General features: G+C 61.3%; 14 protein-coding genes and 1 riboswitch. Of the genes, 7 read left to right on the top strand and 7 right to left on the bottom strand.

The features are described 5' to 3' along the window. Positions 1-65: 65 nt before the first annotated feature. On the top strand, positions 66-683 hold the full coding sequence (locus tag OC71_RS01920) for a hemolysin III family protein (RefSeq protein WP_007964065.1): 618 nt from the start codon (positions 66-68) through the stop codon (positions 681-683). 51 nt (positions 684-734) lie between these two features. Here OC71_RS01920 and OC71_RS01915 read toward each other — a convergent pair whose 3' ends face one another. Then, positions 735-1,691 (bottom strand): LysR family transcriptional regulator, encoded by a 957-nt coding sequence (locus OC71_RS01915; RefSeq protein ID WP_041063475.1) that lies wholly within the window; start codon positions 1,689-1,691, stop codon positions 735-737. Positions 1,692-1,799: 108 nt separating this feature from the next. On the opposite strand from OC71_RS01915, the gene OC71_RS01910 reads away from it, so the two are divergent. Both OC71_RS01910 and OC71_RS01905 read left to right on the top strand, forming a co-directional pair. Next, positions 1,800-3,041: a D-amino acid dehydrogenase gene (locus OC71_RS01910; RefSeq protein ID WP_041063473.1), complete on the top strand. Its 1,242-nt coding sequence runs from the start codon at positions 1,800-1,802 to the stop codon at positions 3,039-3,041. A 41-nt stretch (positions 3,042-3,082) separates the two neighbouring features. Further along, positions 3,083-3,985: a transporter substrate-binding domain-containing protein gene (locus tag OC71_RS01905; protein WP_041063471.1), complete on the top strand. Its 903-nt coding sequence runs from the start codon at positions 3,083-3,085 to the stop codon at positions 3,983-3,985. A 4-nt stretch (positions 3,986-3,989) separates the two neighbouring features. Here OC71_RS01905 and OC71_RS01900 read toward each other — a convergent pair whose 3' ends face one another. Both OC71_RS01900 and OC71_RS01895 read right to left on the bottom strand, forming a co-directional pair. Next, a complete protein-coding gene (locus tag OC71_RS01900; protein ID WP_041063469.1) occupies positions 3,990-4,709 on the bottom strand; it encodes a 16S rRNA (uracil(1498)-N(3))-methyltransferase in 720 nt (239 codons plus the stop codon). A gap of 144 nt (positions 4,710-4,853) precedes the next feature. After that, complete coding sequence (locus tag OC71_RS01895) at positions 4,854-6,260, bottom strand: adenosylmethionine--8-amino-7-oxononanoate transaminase (protein ID WP_041063467.1); 1,407 nt, start codon at positions 6,258-6,260, stop codon at positions 4,854-4,856. A 224-nt stretch (positions 6,261-6,484) separates the two neighbouring features. On the opposite strand from OC71_RS01895, the gene OC71_RS01890 reads away from it, so the two are divergent. From OC71_RS01890 to OC71_RS01880, 3 genes are all read left to right on the top strand, one after another. Further along, positions 6,485-8,272, top strand: a complete 1,788-nt coding sequence (locus OC71_RS01890; protein ID WP_041063465.1) for a flavin monoamine oxidase family protein — start codon at positions 6,485-6,487, stop codon at positions 8,270-8,272. Between the two features lie 346 nt (positions 8,273-8,618). Beyond that, on the top strand, positions 8,619-9,170 hold the full coding sequence (locus tag OC71_RS01885) for a cytochrome b (RefSeq protein ID WP_041063464.1): 552 nt from the start codon (positions 8,619-8,621) through the stop codon (positions 9,168-9,170). Positions 9,171-9,201: 31 nt separating this feature from the next. Continuing rightward, the gene (locus tag OC71_RS01880; protein ID WP_041063462.1) at positions 9,202-9,795 is read left to right on the top strand and encodes a YceI family protein; all 594 of its coding nucleotides are present in this window, start codon (positions 9,202-9,204) and stop codon (positions 9,793-9,795) included. 232 nt (positions 9,796-10,027) lie between these two features. On the opposite strand, the gene OC71_RS01875 is transcribed toward OC71_RS01880, so the two are convergent. The 4 genes from OC71_RS01875 to ahcY form a co-directional block, all read right to left on the bottom strand. Further along, positions 10,028-11,884: a DEAD/DEAH box helicase gene (locus OC71_RS01875; RefSeq protein ID WP_041063459.1), complete on the bottom strand. Its 1,857-nt coding sequence runs from the start codon at positions 11,882-11,884 to the stop codon at positions 10,028-10,030. Positions 11,885-12,106: 222 nt separating this feature from the next. Continuing rightward, positions 12,107-12,919: an ABC transporter substrate-binding protein gene (locus OC71_RS01870; RefSeq protein WP_041063457.1), complete on the bottom strand. Its 813-nt coding sequence runs from the start codon at positions 12,917-12,919 to the stop codon at positions 12,107-12,109. Positions 12,920-13,067: 148 nt separating this feature from the next. Continuing rightward, on the bottom strand, positions 13,068-13,913 hold the full coding sequence (gene metF, locus OC71_RS01865; protein WP_003229047.1) for a methylenetetrahydrofolate reductase [NAD(P)H]: 846 nt from the start codon (positions 13,911-13,913) through the stop codon (positions 13,068-13,070). Between the two features lie 174 nt (positions 13,914-14,087). Further along, positions 14,088-15,497, bottom strand: coding sequence for an adenosylhomocysteinase (gene ahcY, locus OC71_RS01860; protein ID WP_007959684.1), 1,410 nt, complete (start codon positions 15,495-15,497; stop codon positions 14,088-14,090). A gap of 23 nt (positions 15,498-15,520) precedes the next feature. Beyond that, positions 15,521-15,619, bottom strand: a riboswitch (S-adenosyl-L-homocysteine riboswitch). Between the two features lie 196 nt (positions 15,620-15,815). Between ahcY and OC71_RS01855 the strand changes: the two genes are divergently transcribed. Beyond that, positions 15,816-16,223 (top strand): acyl-CoA thioesterase, encoded by a 408-nt coding sequence (locus OC71_RS01855; RefSeq protein ID WP_003229043.1) that lies wholly within the window; start codon positions 15,816-15,818, stop codon positions 16,221-16,223. The last annotated feature ends 66 nt before the right edge of the window (positions 16,224-16,289 follow it).

The following is a 16,289-nucleotide window of genomic DNA, read 5'->3' as shown; positions in this document are numbered from 1 at the left end:
TGCGCTTTTACGCTCAAGGCCCGAGCCTTGCGCGTTGCGGTAACGAATCTTGAGGTGAGCGACACATGTATCACGGGGAAAAACTCAACGCCTGGACGCATCTGGTCGGGGCCGTGGCCGCGTTTATCGGCGGCGTGTGGATGCTGGTGATTGCCAGCCTCGACGGCAGTCCGTGGAAGATCGTCAGCGTGGCGATCTACGCCTTTACCTTGCTGGTGCTCTACAGCGCCTCGACCGTGTACCACAGCGTGCGCGGGCGCAAGAAAGCGATCATGAAGAAGGTCGATCACTTTTCCATCTATCTGCTGATCGCCGGCAGCTACACGCCGTTCTGCCTGGTGACGCTGCGCGGGCCGTGGGGCTGGACGTTGTTCGGGATTGTCTGGGGGCTGGCGCTGATCGGCATCCTGCAGGAGATCAAGCCACGCTCCGAAGCGCGGATCCTGTCGATCGTGATCTACGCGGTGATGGGCTGGATCGTGCTGGTGGCGGTCAAACCGTTGATTGCGGCGTTGGGCACGGCAGGGTTTGCCTGGCTGGCGTCGGGCGGGGTGTTGTACACCGTGGGGATCATCTTTTTTGCCCTGGATCACCGGTTACGGCATGCGCACGGGATCTGGCATTTGTTCGTGATCGCCGGGAGTCTGCTGCACTTTGTGGCGATTCTGTTTTATGTCCTTTAGAACATCACAAATCCTGTGGGAGCGGGCTTGCCCGCGATGACGGCCTGTCAGTCACTCATGTGTTGATGGGGCCACCGCAATCGCTGGCAAGCCAGCTCCCACAGGGACCAGGGTTTGCAGTTGTATCTGCGCGCGTCTGCTGAATATCTGCAACAAGTCGCCGAGGGTATGCGGTGGCGGTTCGGTGGCGCGGGTCACTGCGTACAACGTGATCGGCAAGGGCGGCGCCAACGGGCGGATTACGGTGCTGGTTGGCGAAGCACCGAGTGCCGTGAAAGGGTCGATCACCGCCACCCCGGCGCCAGACTCCACCATCGCCCGCGCCAGCGAATACGTCTGCACGGCGATCCGCACGCGAGGCGGTGGCTCGACCGTTTCCAGGTAGCTGTCGAGTCGGGCAGCCAGTGGGTCGGCGCTGGATAGCCCGATCAGCGGTGCTCCCGCCAACGCCATCAGCGGCAACGGCTGACCGGCTTCTTCCTCCGGCCAGTAACCTTTCGGCGCCAGCGCCACCAACACGCCCGAGGCCAATGCCTGCGCCTTCAGTCCCGGATGATCCGGCAACTGCAACGTCAGGGCCACGTCCACTTCGCGCATCAGCAGGTTCTGCATCAGCTCGCGGCTGTGGGCGCTGGACAGTTCGCAGGCGATGTCCGGGAACTGTGCCGTCCATTGCCGGATCGCCGGCGGCAGCAACGACAGCGCCAGCGCCGGGGTCGCGCCGATCCGCAGGCTGTGGCCGGGCTCGCGGCGCAGGCTCTGGGCCAGGCGTCGCACGCCTTGCAGACTTTCCGTGACCTTGTCGACTTCGCGCTCCAGCTCCAGCGCTTCCGGAGTCGCCTGCAATTTACCGCGCACCCGCAGAAACAGCGGAAAGCCCAACTGCTGCTCGGCGTGCTGCAGCACTTTGGTCACCGCCGGCTGAGAGACGTGCAGCAATTGCGCAGCGGCGCTGACCGAGCCGGTCTGGCGAATGGCCTGAAAAATCTCGATGTGGCGAAGGCGCATGGCGAGTCCATAACCTTTGTTTATAGGTCTGGCATCTTTATTCATTGTTCGGCGCCTGTCACCTCATCCTAACCTCAGCCTCGTCTTCACATAGAAATAGGGACGGACATGGCTCAGCGTGTGTGCATCATCGGCGGCGGCGTGATCGGGTTGGCAACGGCCTATGCGCTGGTGCGCGACGGTTTCGAAGTAACAGTGGTCGAGGCGCGGCAGTCGCTGGGCAGCGAAACCAGCTTCGCCAACGGCGGCCAGTTGTCCTACCGCTATGTGGCGCCGCTGGCCGATGCCGGCGTGCCGTTGCAGGCGATCGGCTGGATGCTGCGCGGCGACTCGCCGCTCAAGCTGCGCCCGCGTCTGGACCCGGCGCAGTGGCGCTGGATGGCGTCGTTTCTCGCCGCCTGCCGCACCTCGGTCAACCGGGAAAACGCGGCGCATCTGTTGCGTCTGGCGCTGTTCAGCCAGAGCACGCTGAAACGCTGGCGCGAGGATGACGGGCTCATCGGTTTCAACTGGCGGCGCAACGGCAAACTGGTGACCTTCCGCAATGCCGCCAGCTTCGACCATGCGCGCAAGGGCTTGGCCGATCCGCAGCAACAACAGGTGTTGTCCGCCGCCGAATGTGCGCAGCTGGAACCGGCACTGACCGATGCGCCGTTTGTAGGCGCGATCTACACGCCGGATGAAGAAGTCGGCGACTGTCACGCCTTCTGCCAGCAGTTGGCGGCGCGATTGACGGCGTCGGGTCGCTGCGAGTTTCGCCTCGGTCAGGCAGTCACCGGCATTCGCCACAGCCACGGCGTCGTTACGGCGATTGAGCTTGGCAACGAAACCCTGCCAGTTGAACAACTGGTGATCGCCGCCGGGCACCGAAGCCCTTTGCTGGCGCTGCCCGGCCTGCGCCTGCCGCTGTATCCGCTGAAGGGTTACAGCCTGACCGTGCCGATCGGCGATGAGCATCGGGCGCCGGACGTGAGCATCACCGACTACGACCGCAAGATCGTCTACGCGCGCATCGGCGAACAGTTACGGGTGGCGGCGATGGTCGACATCGTCGGTTTCGACCCGGCGGTAGATCCCGAGCGGTTGGCACTGATCAAGCGCCAGGCCCGCGACACCTTTCCCGATGCCGGCAATTACGACGCGGCTGTGGAATGGGCGGGCATGCGCCCGGCCACCCCCACCGGCGTACCGTTGTTGGGCGCCACGGCGTATCGCAATCTGTGGCTCAACCTCGGCCACGGCGCGCTCGGTTTCACCCTGGCCTGCGGCAGCGGGCAGTTGCTCAGCGAACTGATCGGTCAGCAGCGTACATCCATTGACCTGCACGGGCTCAATCCCCGTGCGGCGTGACGGTTTCTGCTAAAACACCCCAACTACAACGGAGAATAACAATGCAAAAAATCACGTTGCTCGGCTGCACACTGGCGCTGTTCATCGGCGCCCAGGCACAGGCCAATGAAGTGCCGCTGACCGGCGCGCTTGGCAAGATCGCCAGCGCCAACAGCATCACCCTGGGCTATCGCGATGCGTCGGTGCCGTTCTCGTATGTGGGCGATCACACCGGGCAGCCGATGGGGTATTCGGTGGAGCTGGCGGGCAAGATTGTCGAGCGGATCAAGCAGCAACTGGCGTTGCCGGAGCTGAAGGTGAAGTACAACCTGGTGACGTCGCAGACGCGGATTCCGCTGGTGCAGAACGGCACGGTTGATCTTGAGTGCGGCTCCACCGGGGTGACGGCCGAGCGGCAGAAACAGGTGGCGTTCTCCTACGGTTTCATCTACGTCAAAGGGCAGTTGCTGACCGCAAAGGACAGCGGCATCCACAGCTTCGATGACCTGCGCGGCAAGAACGTGGTGACCACCGCCGGCACCACCAACGAGCGCTATCTGAAGAGCTACAACCTTGACCACAAACTGAACATGTTCGTGATCAGCGCCAAGGATCACGGCGAGGCGTTCCAGATGCTGCAGTCGGGACGGGCAGCGGCCTTCTACATGGACGACGCATTGCTCTACGGCGAGCGGGCCAAGGCGCGGGACCCGCACAACTGGGTCGTGGTGGGGGAGGAGCAATCGCGGGAAATCTACAGCTGCATGGTGCGCAAGGATGATCCGCCATTCCTCGCGCTGGTGAACGGCGCGCTGGCCGATCTGTACAGTTCGGGGGAGATCAACGGGATCTACCGTAAGTGGTTCGAACAGCCGATCCCGCCGAAAGGCTTGAACCTTGAGTTCCCGATGACCAGCGAACTCAAGGCAATCATCGCCAAACCGATCAGTGATCCGGTGCCGTGACGGGTTAGAAATCACCCCACAATTGCTGCGCCACCGCCAGTGCCACAACCGGCGCAGTCTCGGTACGCAGCACGCGTGGGCCGAGGCGGGCGGCGTGGAAACCGTTGGATTTGGCTTGCTCGACTTCGGCGTCGGACAAGCCGCCTTCGGGTCCGATCAGGAACGCCAGGGTCCCAGGCTTGGCGTGGCTGACCAACGGCTCGGCCACCGGGTGCAGCACCAGTTTCAGCTCGGCTTCGGTCTGTTTCAGCCAGTCCGCCAGCAGCACCGGTGGATGAATCACCGGAACCCGCGAACGACCGCATTGCTCGCAAGCGCTGATCGCCACCTGACGCCAGTGCAGCAGGCGCTTGTCGGCGCGTTCGTCCTTCAGGCGCACTTCGCAGCGCTCGCTGAAGATCGGGGTGATTTCCGTCACGCCCAGCTCGGTGGCTTTCTGGATCGCCCAGTCCATCCGTTCGCCCCGGGACAGGCCTTGGCCGAGGTGGATCTGCAGCGGCGATTCAATCTGCCCGGCGAACTGCTCGTCGATCTGTACGACGACGCGTTTCTTGCCGACTTCCACCAGCGCGCCGCGAAACTCATGGCCGGAACCGTCGAACAACTGCACCGCATCGCCCTCGGCCATGCGCAGCACGCGGCTGATGTAATGCGCCTGGGCTTCCGGCAGTTCGTGTTCGCCGGTGCTCAGGGGGGCGTCGATAAAGAAGCGGGACAGTCTCATGCGGGGTCTCTGTAAAATTTGTAAAAGTCTGGCGGCCCCATCGCTGGCAAGCCAGCTCCCACAGGGTTTTGCGCAGGACCTGTGGGAGCTGGCTTGCCAGCGATGACGGTACTCCGGTCACCGCTGAAGCTTAAGTGAAATAGATCAGCCCGGATCACGGAAGCCCGGGTGGAAATCCTTCGGCACCGCCACGCTGACGCTGTCGCGAGTGGCGATGTCGATGCCTTCGCTGGCGACTTCGGCGAGGAAATCGATCTGCTCCGGGGTGATCACGTACGGCGGCAGGAAATACACCACACTGCCCAGCGGCCGCAGCAGCGCGCCACGCTCCAGCGCATGCTGGAACACCTTCAGGCCGCGACGTTCCTGCCAAGGGTAGGCCTCTTTGGTGGCTTTATCCTTGACCATTTCGATGGCTAGGACCATGCCGGTCTGCCGCACTTCGCTGACGTTCGGGTGATCGACCAGATGCGCAGTGGCCGAGGCCATGCGCCGGGCCAGTGCCTGGTTGTTCTCGATGACGTTGTCCTGCTCGAAGATATCCAGGGTCGCCAGCGCCGCCGCACAGGCCAGCGGGTTGCCGGTGTAGCTGTGCGAATGGAGAAAGGCGCGCAGGGTCGGGTAGTCGTCGTAGAACGCGCTGTAGACCTCGTCGGTGGTCAGGCACGCCGCCAGTGGCAGGTAGCCGCCGGTCAGGGCCTTGGACAGGCAGAGGAAGTCCGGGCGGGTGCCAGCCTGTTCACAGGCGAACATCGTGCCGGTGCGGCCGAAGCCAACGGCGATTTCGTCGTGAATCAGGTGCACGCCGTAGCGGTCGCAGGCTTCGCGCAGCAGCTTGAGGTACACCGGGTGATACATGCGCATGCCGCCGGCGCCTTGAATCAACGGTTCGACGATGACTGCCGCCACGCTGTCATGATGCTCTGCCAACGTCTGTTCCATGGCGGCGAACAGGTTGCGCGAATGTTCTTCCCAGCTCATGCCTTCGGGGCGCAGGTAGCAATCCGGGCTCGGCACCTTGAGGGTGTCCATCAGCAGCGCTTTGTAGGTTTCGGTAAACAGCGGCACGTCACCGACCGCCATCGCCGCCATGGTTTCGCCGTGGTAGCTGTTGGTCAGGGTGACGAAACGCTTCTTGTTCGGCTGGCCACGGTTGAGCCAGTAGTGAAAGCTCATTTTCAGCGCGACTTCGATGCAGGACGAACCGTTATCGGCGTAGAACACCCGGTTCAGGCCTTGCGGGGTCATCTTCACCAGGCGCTCGGACAGCTCGATCACCGGTTGATGGCTGAAACCGGCGAGAATCACGTGCTCCAGCTGATCGACCTGATCCTTGATGCGCTGGTTGATGCGCGGGTTGGCGTGGCCGAACACGTTGACCCACCAGGAGCTGACGGCGTCGAGGTAGCGCTTGCCTTCGAAGTCTTCGAGCCACACGCCTTCACCGCGCTTGATCGGGATCAGCGGCAGCTGTTCGTGGTCTTTCATCTGGGTGCAGGGATGCCACAACACCGCGAGGTCGCGTTGCATCCACTGGTTATTCAGGCCCATTTACAGTCTCCTCGAGGCGGCTCGCGTCAGGCGCGGGCAAACAATCGCGCAAGCCTATGCAATGCATCGCGTCGGAACAACCCATTGTGTCGATTGAGCTACTTTGTATGGGCCGATAGACGTCGCTGGCGGCGTTTTGATGGCTGACGTATTCTTCGCGGTTCTTTGGGTCGTCTGACCCGCAAAAACTGCTTTTTCCTACGTGTATTTCCGGAGTTCGCTGAATGTCTGTCGGTTGGCTGCGCGCCTGTGCGCTGGTGATGTTGGGGCTGTTCAGCGTTACGGCGCTGGCCAAGGATAAAACCGCAATCGTGATCGGCGGCGGCCTGTCGGGCCTGACCGCGGCTTACGAGCTGCAAAACAAGGGCTGGCAGGTGACCCTGCTGGAAGCCAAACCGAGCCTGGGCGGTCGCTCGGGCATGGCCACCAGCGAGTGGATCGGCAACGACAAGACCCAGCCGGTGCTGAACAAATACGTCTCGACCTTCAAGCTGAGCACCACGCCGGCCCCTGAATTCGTGCGTACCCCGGGTTATCTGATCGACGGCGAGTATTTCTCCGCAGCCGATCTGGCGACCAAGCAACCGGCCACCGCCGATGCCTTGAAGCGCTATCAGAAAACCCTCGACGATCTGGCCCGTTCGATCGACGACCCGCAGAACCCGGCCGCGACCAACACCCTGCATGCGCTGGACCAGATCAACGTGTCGAGCTGGCTCGACAAGCAGAACCTGCCGGCCACCGCGCGTCAGTTGATCAACCAGGACATCCGCACCCACTACGACGAGCCTTCGCGCCTGTCGCTGCTGTATTTCGCCCAGCAGAACCGCGTGTATCGCGGCGTCTCCGACCGCGACCTGCGTGCTTCGCGTCTGGTCGGCGGCAGCCAGGTACTGGCCCAGGCCTTCGTCAAGCAGATCAAGACCATCAAAACCAACTCGCCGGTGTCGGCGATCACTCAGGACAAGGACGGCGTGACCGTCAAGGTCGGCAGTGTCGGCTACCAGGCTGATTACGTGGTGCTGGCCGTGCCGCTGCGCGCGCTGAACAAGATTGCGCTGACCCCGGCACTGGACGCCCAGCATCTGGCCGCGATCAAGGGCACCAACTACGGCTGGCGCGACCAGATCATGTTGAAGTTCAAGACGCCGGTGTGGGAAAGCAAGGCGCGCATGTCCGGTGAGATCTACAGCAACGCCGGCCTCGGCATGCTCTGGATCGAGCCGGCGCTGAAGGGCGGCGCCAATGTGGTGATCAACCTGTCCGGCGACAACGCCCGCGTGATGCAGGCGTTCGGCGACAAGCAGATGGTCGATCAGGTGCTGATCCGTCTGCACGCTTTTTATCCACAGGCCCGTGGCTCGTTCACCGGTTATGAAATCCGTCGTTACAGCACCGATCCGTCGATGGGCGGCGCTTACCTGGCTTACGGTCCGGGCCAGATCAGCAAGTTCTGGCGCCTGTGGGAGCGTCCGCTGCAACGCGTGACCTTCGCGGGCGAGCACACCGACACCCTGTATCCGGGCACCCTGGAAGGTGCGCTGCGCACCGGTCAGCGTGCGGCCAGTCAGGTTGAAGACCTGGCCGCCGGCAAGTCGTTTGAGCCGGTCAAAGTGGTTCCGGCTGCAGCAGCGGCGGGCGCGGCGGGTGCCGTGGCGGCGAAGAAAGGTAACTTCTTCAGCAACCTGTTTGGCGGTTCGGACGACGAGAAGAAGCCAGAGCCTACGAAGGCACCTGAGCCGGCTCCAGCGCCAGTGACTCCAGCGCCTGCACCGGCTCCGGCACCTGCGCCAGCTCCGGTGGAAGCGCCGAAACCCGCTGCTCCGGTGAAAACCGAGCCGGCGAAGAAAGCGCCAGCCAAGCCTGCGGCGAAGAAGCCTGCAGCGAAAACCGAGGCGAAAAAGGCCCCGGCCAAGCCTGCGGCGAAAAAGGCTGAGCCGGCGAAGAAGCCAGCGGCGAAACCGACTACAGCGCCGGCTCCGGCGGCAGGCACGGACAGCAAAGCGCAGTAAGGCTTTGCGGTGAATGAAAAGCGCGGCTACGGCCGCGCTTTTTTATTGCCTGTGAGAACCTCATCGCGGGCAAGCCCGCTCCCACAGGTTTTGCGGTGAGCGCAGAGTTTGTGTGCGCTATTGTCCACTGTGGGAGCGGGCTTGCCCGCGATGAGGCCTGTTCATACAGCACATCATCAGGATCTTCCACCTGACATCCCGCCACACTTTTCCCGGTTAATCTTTCCTTAACAAGCCACTTACAGACTCTTGATCGTATTTCTCGATATTTCAAAGCAAAATTTTCCGCTTTAATTCGATAGATAACTCGCTAGTCTTGGTTCGCAGTTCTCACAGGATTTGGGCAATGCAGCTACGTAACTCTGCTTCACGCTATGGTTGGGTCAGCATCTTCATGCACTGGGGCGTGGCGCTGGCGGTCTTCGGACTGTTTGCGCTGGGTCTGTGGATGGTGGGGCTGGATTACTACAGCAGCTGGCGCAAAGACGCGCCGGATCTGCACAAGAGCATCGGTCTGGTGCTGCTGGGTGTGATGGTGTTGCGGGTGTTGTGGCGCTTTATCAGCCCACCGCCACCGACGCTGCAAAGCTACAGCCGCATGACCCGCATCGGCGCCAAATTCGGCCACGGGTTTCTGTACGTCGGGCTGTTCGCTGTGATGCTTGCCGGTTACCTGATTTCCACCGCAGACGGTGTCGGGATTCCGGTGTTTGGTCTGTTTGAAGTGCCTGCACTGGTTTCCGGGCTACCGGATCAGGCAGATACCGCTGGGGTGATTCATCTCTGGCTGGCGTGGGCGCTGGTAATTTTTTCCGGTCTCCATGCGTTGGCAGCATTGAAGCACCACTTTATCGATCGTGATGCGACCCTGACGCGAATGCTCGGTCGCAAATCCTGAAATTCAACCTCGACTCAAAGGAAAAGAAAGCATGTTGAAAAAGACTCTGGCCGCTCTGGCAATCGGTTCGGCCGTACTGTCCGCGAACGTGATGGCTGCTGATTACACCGTCGACAAGGAAGGCCAGCACGCTTTCGTCGACTTCAAGATCAGCCACCTGGGCTACAGCTACATCACCGGTACCTTCAAGGACATCGACGGCAAGTTCAGCTTTGACGCTGCCAAGCCTGAAGACAGCAAAATCGAATTCAACGTGAAGACCGCCAGCGTGTTCACCAACCACGCCGAGCGCGACAAGCACATCGCCAGCAAAGACTTCCTGGACGTGGGCAAATACGCTGACGCCAAGTTCGTCTCCACCAGCGTCAAATCCACCGGCAAGAACGCCGCTGGCAAAGACACGGCTGACGTGACCGGCGACCTGACCCTGCACGGCGTGACCAAGCCAATCGTGGTCAAGGCCGTGTTCCTGGGCGAAGGCAAGGATCCATGGGGCGGCTACCGTGCCGGCTTCGAAGGTACTACCAGCATCAAGCGTTCTGATTTCGGCAAGATGATGGACCTGGGTCCACAGTCCGACAACGTCGACCTGTACATCTCGTTCGAAGGTGTGAAAGCGAAATAACTTCGCTGCCACACTAAAACGCCCCCGGTCGTAAGGCCGGGGGCGTTTTTTATTGCCCGCCACAACCCGAATCCCTGTAGGAGCTGCCGAAGGCTGCGATCTTTTGATCCTGGAAAAACCAACCTCAAAAGATCGCAGCCTTCGGCAGCTCCTACAGAAAGCGGGTTCTGGGACATCCATAAAAAATGCCCCGGCTCTTTCGAACCGGGGCATTTTTAATGGCTGCGATAACTCAGCGATTGCGGGTCAGCAAGGCTGGTTTTTCGCCGCGCGGACGGGTCGGCAGTTGATCGAGCTGCTCAGGTGTCGGGAAGCGGTCAGCCTTGGACTCCTTGTGCATGATCTTCGGCCCGGTGCTGCGCGGGTTCTGCACGGCCGGTTCGGCGCGTTGCTGATCGTCGCGAGCCGGACGGCGGTTGCGCGAGGACTCGTCACGACGGCCCTGGCCGTCACGCGGAGCTCCGTTGCGCGGGCCGTTGCGTTTGCCCGGCGGAGTGCCGGTGCTCGAACCATTGCTGTTGCGCGGGCCGTTCTGGCGACCTTGCGATTGACCACCGCGTGGAGCGCCTGCGCCTGCACCTTGTGCCGGAGCACCCGGACGACGGCCACGGCCACCGGCTGGAGCAGCTTTCGGCACGTAATCGACGCGGTTACCGAAGTTATCGATATCGTCGTCGAGGAACTCGTCCGGTGCACGATCAGCCGCCGCGCGTGGTGGCTGGCTTGGGCGCTGTTCGCGGCTCGGCGTGCCTTCACGTGGTTTCTGCTGACGGGCAGGGCGCTCGCCGCGTTCGCCGGCGGGTTTTTCCTTGCCCTTGTCTTTGCCTTTGTCTTTACGACCGCCGCCGCCATTCGGACCGTCGCCGCGCGGACCGCGGGAGTTGCGCGGGTTGCGCATGTCCGGACGCTCGCGCACTTCAGGCTTCTCGGCCTCGATGGTGCTGGCATCGAAGCCCATCAGGTCGCCGTCGGCGATTTTCTGCTTGGTCATGCGTTCGATGCTTTTCAGCAGTTTTTCTTCGTCCGGCGCGACCAGCGAGATCGCCTCGCCCGAACGACCGGCACGGCCAGTACGGCCGATGCGGTGCACGTAGTCTTCATCGACGTTCGGCAGCTCGAAGTTGACCACGTGTGGCAACTGGTCGATGTCCAGACCGCGCGCGGCGATGTCGGTCGCTACCAGAATGCGCACTTCACCGGCCTTGAAGTCGGCCAGGGCTTTGGTGCGGGCGTTCTGGCTTTTGTTGCCGTGGATCGCCACAGCCGGCAGGCCGTGTTTGTCCAGGTATTCGGCCAGACGGTTGGCGCCGTGCTTGGTGCGGGTGAACACCAGCACCTGTTCCCAGGCGCCGGCGGTGATCAGGTGCGCCAGCAGGGCACGCTTGTGGCTGGCCGGCAGACGGAACACGCGTTGTTCGATGCGCTCGACCGTGGTGTTCGGCGGCGTGACTTCGATACGTTCCGGGTTGTGCAGCAGTTTGCCGGCCAGATCGGTGATGTCTTTGGAGAAGGTCGCCGAGAACAGCAGGTTCTGACGCTTGGCCGGCAGACGCGCGAGGACTTTCTTCACATCGTGCACGAAACCCATGTCGAGCATGCGGTCGGCTTCGTCGAGGACGAGGATTTCGACGTGGGACAGGTCAACGCTGCCTTGGCCGGCGAGGTCAAGCAGGCGACCCGGGCAGGCGACGAGGACGTCAACGCCACGGGACATGGCCTGGACTTGAGGATTCATGCCGACACCGCCGAAGATGCAGGCGCTGACGAATTTCAGGTCACGGGCGTAGATCTTGAAGCTCTCGTGAACCTGGGCCGCGAGTTCGCGGGTCGGGGTCAGGACCAGGACGCGCGGTTGGCGCGGGCCGTGACGCTGGGATTTGTCCGGGTGACCGTTGGGGAACAACCGCTCCAGGATCGGAAGGGCGAAACCGCCGGTTTTACCGGTACCTGTCTGTGCCGCAACCATCAGGTCGCGACCTTGCAACACGGCGGGAATGGCCCGCTGTTGCACCGGAGTAGGCTCGGTATAGCCCGCATCTTCGATGGCACGGACTAAAGCCTCGGAGAGACCGAGGGAAGCAAAGGACATGAGTAATCCTGTTTTAGTTAGGGCTTGGCCCAATGGGAGTCTTGCCTGGCGCGAATCGCGTTTAAGAGGACGCGATCCCGTCCGGTCCTGCTGCGGTCTCGAAGGCACGTCAGGAGCGCTCGCGCGGGCTGAAAAGCTGCGCTGTAGCGGGACTGGAGGCCTGTTACGGTTCCGGGCGTCCGGGCGTGAGCCTGGCGGGAACGCCGGAGTATAACAGAGCAATCACTGCGCGCTGCTTTCCTGCTGCTCAACGGTTTTGCGGCTGGCCGAGACGTTGCTCATTGGCGCGGCGTCGACCGGGGCTGCGCCGTAGCGTGCGCTGAGCTCGGCGTAGGCCGGTTCGCGCTTGAAGCGCTTGAGCTCGGCGCCAAAACGCGCCACCAGCAGATCCATCCCGGCATTGCGGCGAACGGCCAGATATTGGCTCTGGCGGCTGATAACTGTAGGGTTTTCGCTGATTTGATCGCGGATATTCAATTGATCGAGCAAATGCTGACCGACGCGGCGATCGGTGATCAGCAAGTCGATACGCCCGCGCAGCAGTTTGCCGAAGTTGGCTTCGTGGGTTGGCGCCGGTTCGCGGGTGAACAGTGTCGATTCGCTGAAGTCAGGGCTGTACAGATAACCCGGCGAGGTGCCGATGGTTAGGCCTTTGAGTTCTTCGAGTTTGCTGAACGGGTGTGGCCGGTCGTTGGCGTAGAACATCACGAACTCGACGTCCGACAGCGGTTCGATGGGGTAGAGCAGGGTGGCGTCGCGCTCGTCGCTGTGAAAGATGTCCAGTGCGCCGTCAGCCTGACCGGTTTCGAGCATCGACAGGCAACGTTTCCACGGCAAAAATTGCCATTCGACCTCGATCCCCAGACGCTTGAACACGATGGCCGTGGTTTCGTAATCCAGCCCGAGGTTCTTGCCGTCCTCTTCGTACACGTACGGCGCCCATGGCTCGGTGACAATACGCAACTTCTCGCCCCGAGCGGCAAAGCTCAGGCAAGCAAAAACCAGCACCGTGAATAATTGCGCGATCAAAGGCATGGCTTGAGATTACGACGAGAAACGCGAAAGAGCCAGAAAGTGCCTGCACAAGCTCTAATTCGGGGATTCAAAAGCAAAAGATCGCAGCCGCGACACCCCTGTAGGAGCTGCCGAAGGCTGCGATCTTTTGATTTTGCTTAGGTGCTTTTTAGCGCGGCAACTTCAGGTTATTCCAGATCGCCAGACTAGGCTCGGCCTGGTTCATGGAATAGAAGTGCAGCCCTGGTGCGCCACCTTGCAGCAGGCGTTCGCACATTTCGCTGACAACCTGCTCGCCGAAGCGCTGAATGCTCTGGCTGTCGTCGCCGTAGGCTTCCAGTTGCTTGCGGATCCAGCGCGGGATTTCCGCACCGCAGGCATCGGAGAAACGCGCCAGCTTGCTGTAGTTGGTGATCGGCATGATCCCCGGTACCACCGGAATGTCCACGCCCAGCGCCTGCAAACGGTCGACAAAGTAGAAGTAGCTGTCGGCGTTGAAGAAGTACTGGGTGATCGCGCTGTCGGCGCCGGCGCGGGCCTTGCGCACGAAGTTGGCGAGATCGTCTTCGTAATTGCGCGCTTGCGGATGCATCTCCGGATAAGCGGCAACTTCGATGTGGAAATGATCACCGGTTTCTTCACGAATGAATTCAACCAGTTCATTGGCGTGACGCAGCTCGCCGCTGGTCATGCCCATGCCGGACGGCAGGTCACCGCGCAGGGCGACGATGCGCTTGATGCCGGCAGCCTTGTACTCGTTCAGCAGTCCGCGCAGGTCGTCTTTACTGTCGCCGACGCACGACAAGTGCGGTGCGGCCGGTACTTTGACTTCGCTTTCCAGCTGCAGAACGGTGTTGAGGGTGCGATCACGGGTCGAACCGCCAGCGCCGTAGGTGCAGGAAAAGAAATCGGGGTTGTACGTTGCCAACTGACGGGCAACGTTGAGCAGTTTTTCATGCCCAGCATCGGTCTTGGTCGGGAAGAACTCGAAGCTGTAGCGACGGTCTTGGGACATGGTCATACCCTTGGAAACACGTAAGCCGGACGCTGTACTCCTGTAGGAGCTGCCGCAGGCTGCGATCTTTGAAGATCAAAAGATCGCAGCCTGCGGCAGCTCCTACACAGAGCGGTCAGCAGCGCCAGTCAGGCAACGCGGTGCGCAAGGCACACCGCGTCGACGCTCAGCCAATCAGTAGCGGTAAGCGTGCGGCTTGAACGGGCCTTCGACGGTCACGCCGATGTAGTCAGCCTGTTGCTTGGTCAGTTGAGTAACCACGCCACCGAAGCCGCGCACCATTTCCAGGGCCACTTCTTCGTCGAGTTTCTTCGGCAGTACTTCAACGGTCAGACGCTCGGCTTTCTGGGCTGGCGACAGGTCGGCGTACTTCTGACCGAACAGGAAGATCTGCGCCAGTACCTGGTTGGCGAACGAGCCGTCCATGATGCGGCTCGGGTGACCGGTGGCGTTGCCCAGGTTCACCAGACGGCCTTCGGCCAGCAGGATCAGGTAGTCATCGTTCTGTGCATCGAACGCGCCCGGGCCGGTACGGTGGATCTTGTGAACCTGTGGCTTCACTTCTTCCCACGCCCAGTTCTTGCGCATGAAAGCGGTGTCGATTTCGTTGTCGAAGTGGCCGATGTTGCAGACAACAGCGCGCTTCTTCAGGGCTTTGAGCATGTTCGCGTCGCAAACATTGACGTTACCGGTGGTGGTCACGATCAGGTCGATCTTGCCCAGCAGCGCTTTGTCGATGCTCGCTTCGGTGCCGTCGTTGATACCGTCGATGAACGGCGAAACCAGTTCGAAACCGTCCATGCAGGCCTGCATGGCGCAGATCGGGTCAACTTCGGAAACCTTGACGATCATGCCTTCCTGACGCAGGGACTGGGCCGAACCCTTACCCACGTCACCGTAACCGATGACCAGCGCTTGCTTGCCGGACAGCAGGTGGTCGGTACCACGCTTGATCGCATCGTTCAGGCTGTGACGGCAGCCGTACTTGTTGTCGTTCTTGGACTTGGTCACCGAGTCGTTGACGTTGATCGCAGGGATTTTCAGCTCGCCCTTGGCCAGCATGTCCAGCAGGCGGTGAACGCCAGTGGTAGTCTCTTCGGTCACGCCGTGAACGCGATCCAGTACTTGTGGGTACTTGTCGTGCAGCAGCTGAGTCAGGTCGCCGCCGTCGTCGAGGATCATGTTGGCGTCCCATGGCTGGCCATCTTTCAGGATGGTCTGCTCCAGGCACCACTCGTACTCTTCTTCAGTCTCGCCTTTCCAGGCGAAAACCGGGATGCCGGCGGCAGCGATGGACGCAGCGGCCTGATCCTGAGTCGAGAAAATGTTGCAGGACGACCAGCGTACTTCGGCACCCAGGGCAACCAGGGTTTCGATCAGCACGGCAGTCTGAATGGTCATGTGGATGCAGCCGAGGATTTTCGCGCCCTTGAGTGGCTGCTCGGAGGCGTACTTGCGGCGCAGACCCATGAGGGCCGGCATTTCCGACTCGGCGATGATGGTTTCGCGACGGCCCCAGGCAGCCAGGGACATGTCGGCAACTTTGTAATCGTTAAAATCTGCAGGCGTGATAACAGCGCTCATGAAGAGCCTCCATTCGTAATGTATGCGAATGGGCGCCGTTGTGCGTTTAGTGTCCGGCCGTGGCCAGTCAACGCCCCATCCGAGCCTGACAGGTTGATCCTGCTGCAGCGCCCCTCGGACAGGTGGCGGGAAAACGGTAGCAAGTGAAGGTTACCGTTTTGAAACGGGGGCGATTATAGCCGTCTAGACTGATCTTCCAAAGGGTTTCTGTCGGCCAGATGAAGATCGCTAATCGCGACCATAGTAGAAGGCTCATGGAGCCTGACCGCCCGGTCTGCCAAGATGGCGCCATCTTTCGGCAAACGCTCAGGAGTGAACATGAATTTCCACACCCGCAAATGGGTAAAACCCGAAGACCTGAACCCCAACGGCACCCTGTTCGGCGGCAGCCTGCTGCGCTGGATCGACGAAGAGGCGGCGATCTACGCGATCGTCCAGTTGGGCAATCAGCGCGTGGTGACCAAGTACATTTCCGAAATCAACTTCGTCAGCGCCTCGCGCCAGGGCGACATCATCGAACTGGGCATCACCGCCACCGAGTTCGGCCGCACCTCGATCACCCTGACCTGCGAAGTACGCAACAAGATCACCCGCAAGAGCATCCTCACGGTCGAGAAGATGGTCTTCGTCAACCTCGGCGAAGACGGCCTGCCGGCGCCGCACGGGCGGACCGAGATCAAGTACGTCAAAGATCAGTTCAAGGAAGATGAGCTCGTCACCAAGTAATGCAAGCCCTGTAGGAGCTGCCGAAGGCTGCGGTCTTTTGACTTTGTTTTGGTCGAGCAAAATCAA

This window comes from Pseudomonas sp. W15Feb9B (assembly GCF_000828175.1).
GTDB classification, from domain to species: domain Bacteria; phylum Pseudomonadota; class Gammaproteobacteria; order Pseudomonadales; family Pseudomonadaceae; genus Aquipseudomonas; species Aquipseudomonas parakoreensis.
Note: the sequence above shows the minus strand (reverse complement) of the source record. Positions and strands in the feature narration are given on the sequence as shown.

Bases quoted from the DNA above. Each gene is read 5' to 3' on its own strand.
- OC71_RS01885 (WP_041063464.1), top strand. From the start codon at position 8,619: ATGCAGCTACGTAACTCTGCTTCACGCTATGGTTGGGTCAGCATCTTC.
- ahcY (WP_007959684.1), bottom strand. From the start codon at position 15,497: ATGAGCGCTGTTATCACGCCTGCAGATTTTAACGATTACAAAGTTGCC.
- OC71_RS01905 (WP_041063471.1), top strand. From the start codon at position 3,083: ATGCAAAAAATCACGTTGCTCGGCTGCACACTGGCGCTGTTCATCGGC.
- OC71_RS01895 (WP_041063467.1), bottom strand. From the start codon at position 6,260: ATGGGCCTGAATAACCAGTGGATGCAACGCGACCTCGCGGTGTTGTGG.
- OC71_RS01915 (WP_041063475.1), bottom strand. From the start codon at position 1,691: ATGCGCCTTCGCCACATCGAGATTTTTCAGGCCATTCGCCAGACCGGC.
- OC71_RS01900 (WP_041063469.1), bottom strand. From the start codon at position 4,709: ATGAGACTGTCCCGCTTCTTTATCGACGCCCCCCTGAGCACCGGCGAA.
- OC71_RS01920 (WP_007964065.1), top strand. From the start codon at position 66: ATGTATCACGGGGAAAAACTCAACGCCTGGACGCATCTGGTCGGGGCC.
- OC71_RS01890 (WP_041063465.1), top strand. From the start codon at position 6,485: ATGTCTGTCGGTTGGCTGCGCGCCTGTGCGCTGGTGATGTTGGGGCTG.
- OC71_RS01910 (WP_041063473.1), top strand. From the start codon at position 1,800: ATGGCTCAGCGTGTGTGCATCATCGGCGGCGGCGTGATCGGGTTGGCA.
- OC71_RS01870 (WP_041063457.1), bottom strand. From the start codon at position 12,919: ATGCCTTTGATCGCGCAATTATTCACGGTGCTGGTTTTTGCTTGCCTG.
- metF (WP_003229047.1), bottom strand. From the start codon at position 13,913: ATGTCCCAAGACCGTCGCTACAGCTTCGAGTTCTTCCCGACCAAGACC.
- OC71_RS01875 (WP_041063459.1), bottom strand. From the start codon at position 11,884: ATGTCCTTTGCTTCCCTCGGTCTCTCCGAGGCTTTAGTCCGTGCCATC.
- OC71_RS01880 (WP_041063462.1), top strand. From the start codon at position 9,202: ATGTTGAAAAAGACTCTGGCCGCTCTGGCAATCGGTTCGGCCGTACTG.
- OC71_RS01855 (WP_003229043.1), top strand. From the start codon at position 15,816: ATGAATTTCCACACCCGCAAATGGGTAAAACCCGAAGACCTGAACCCC.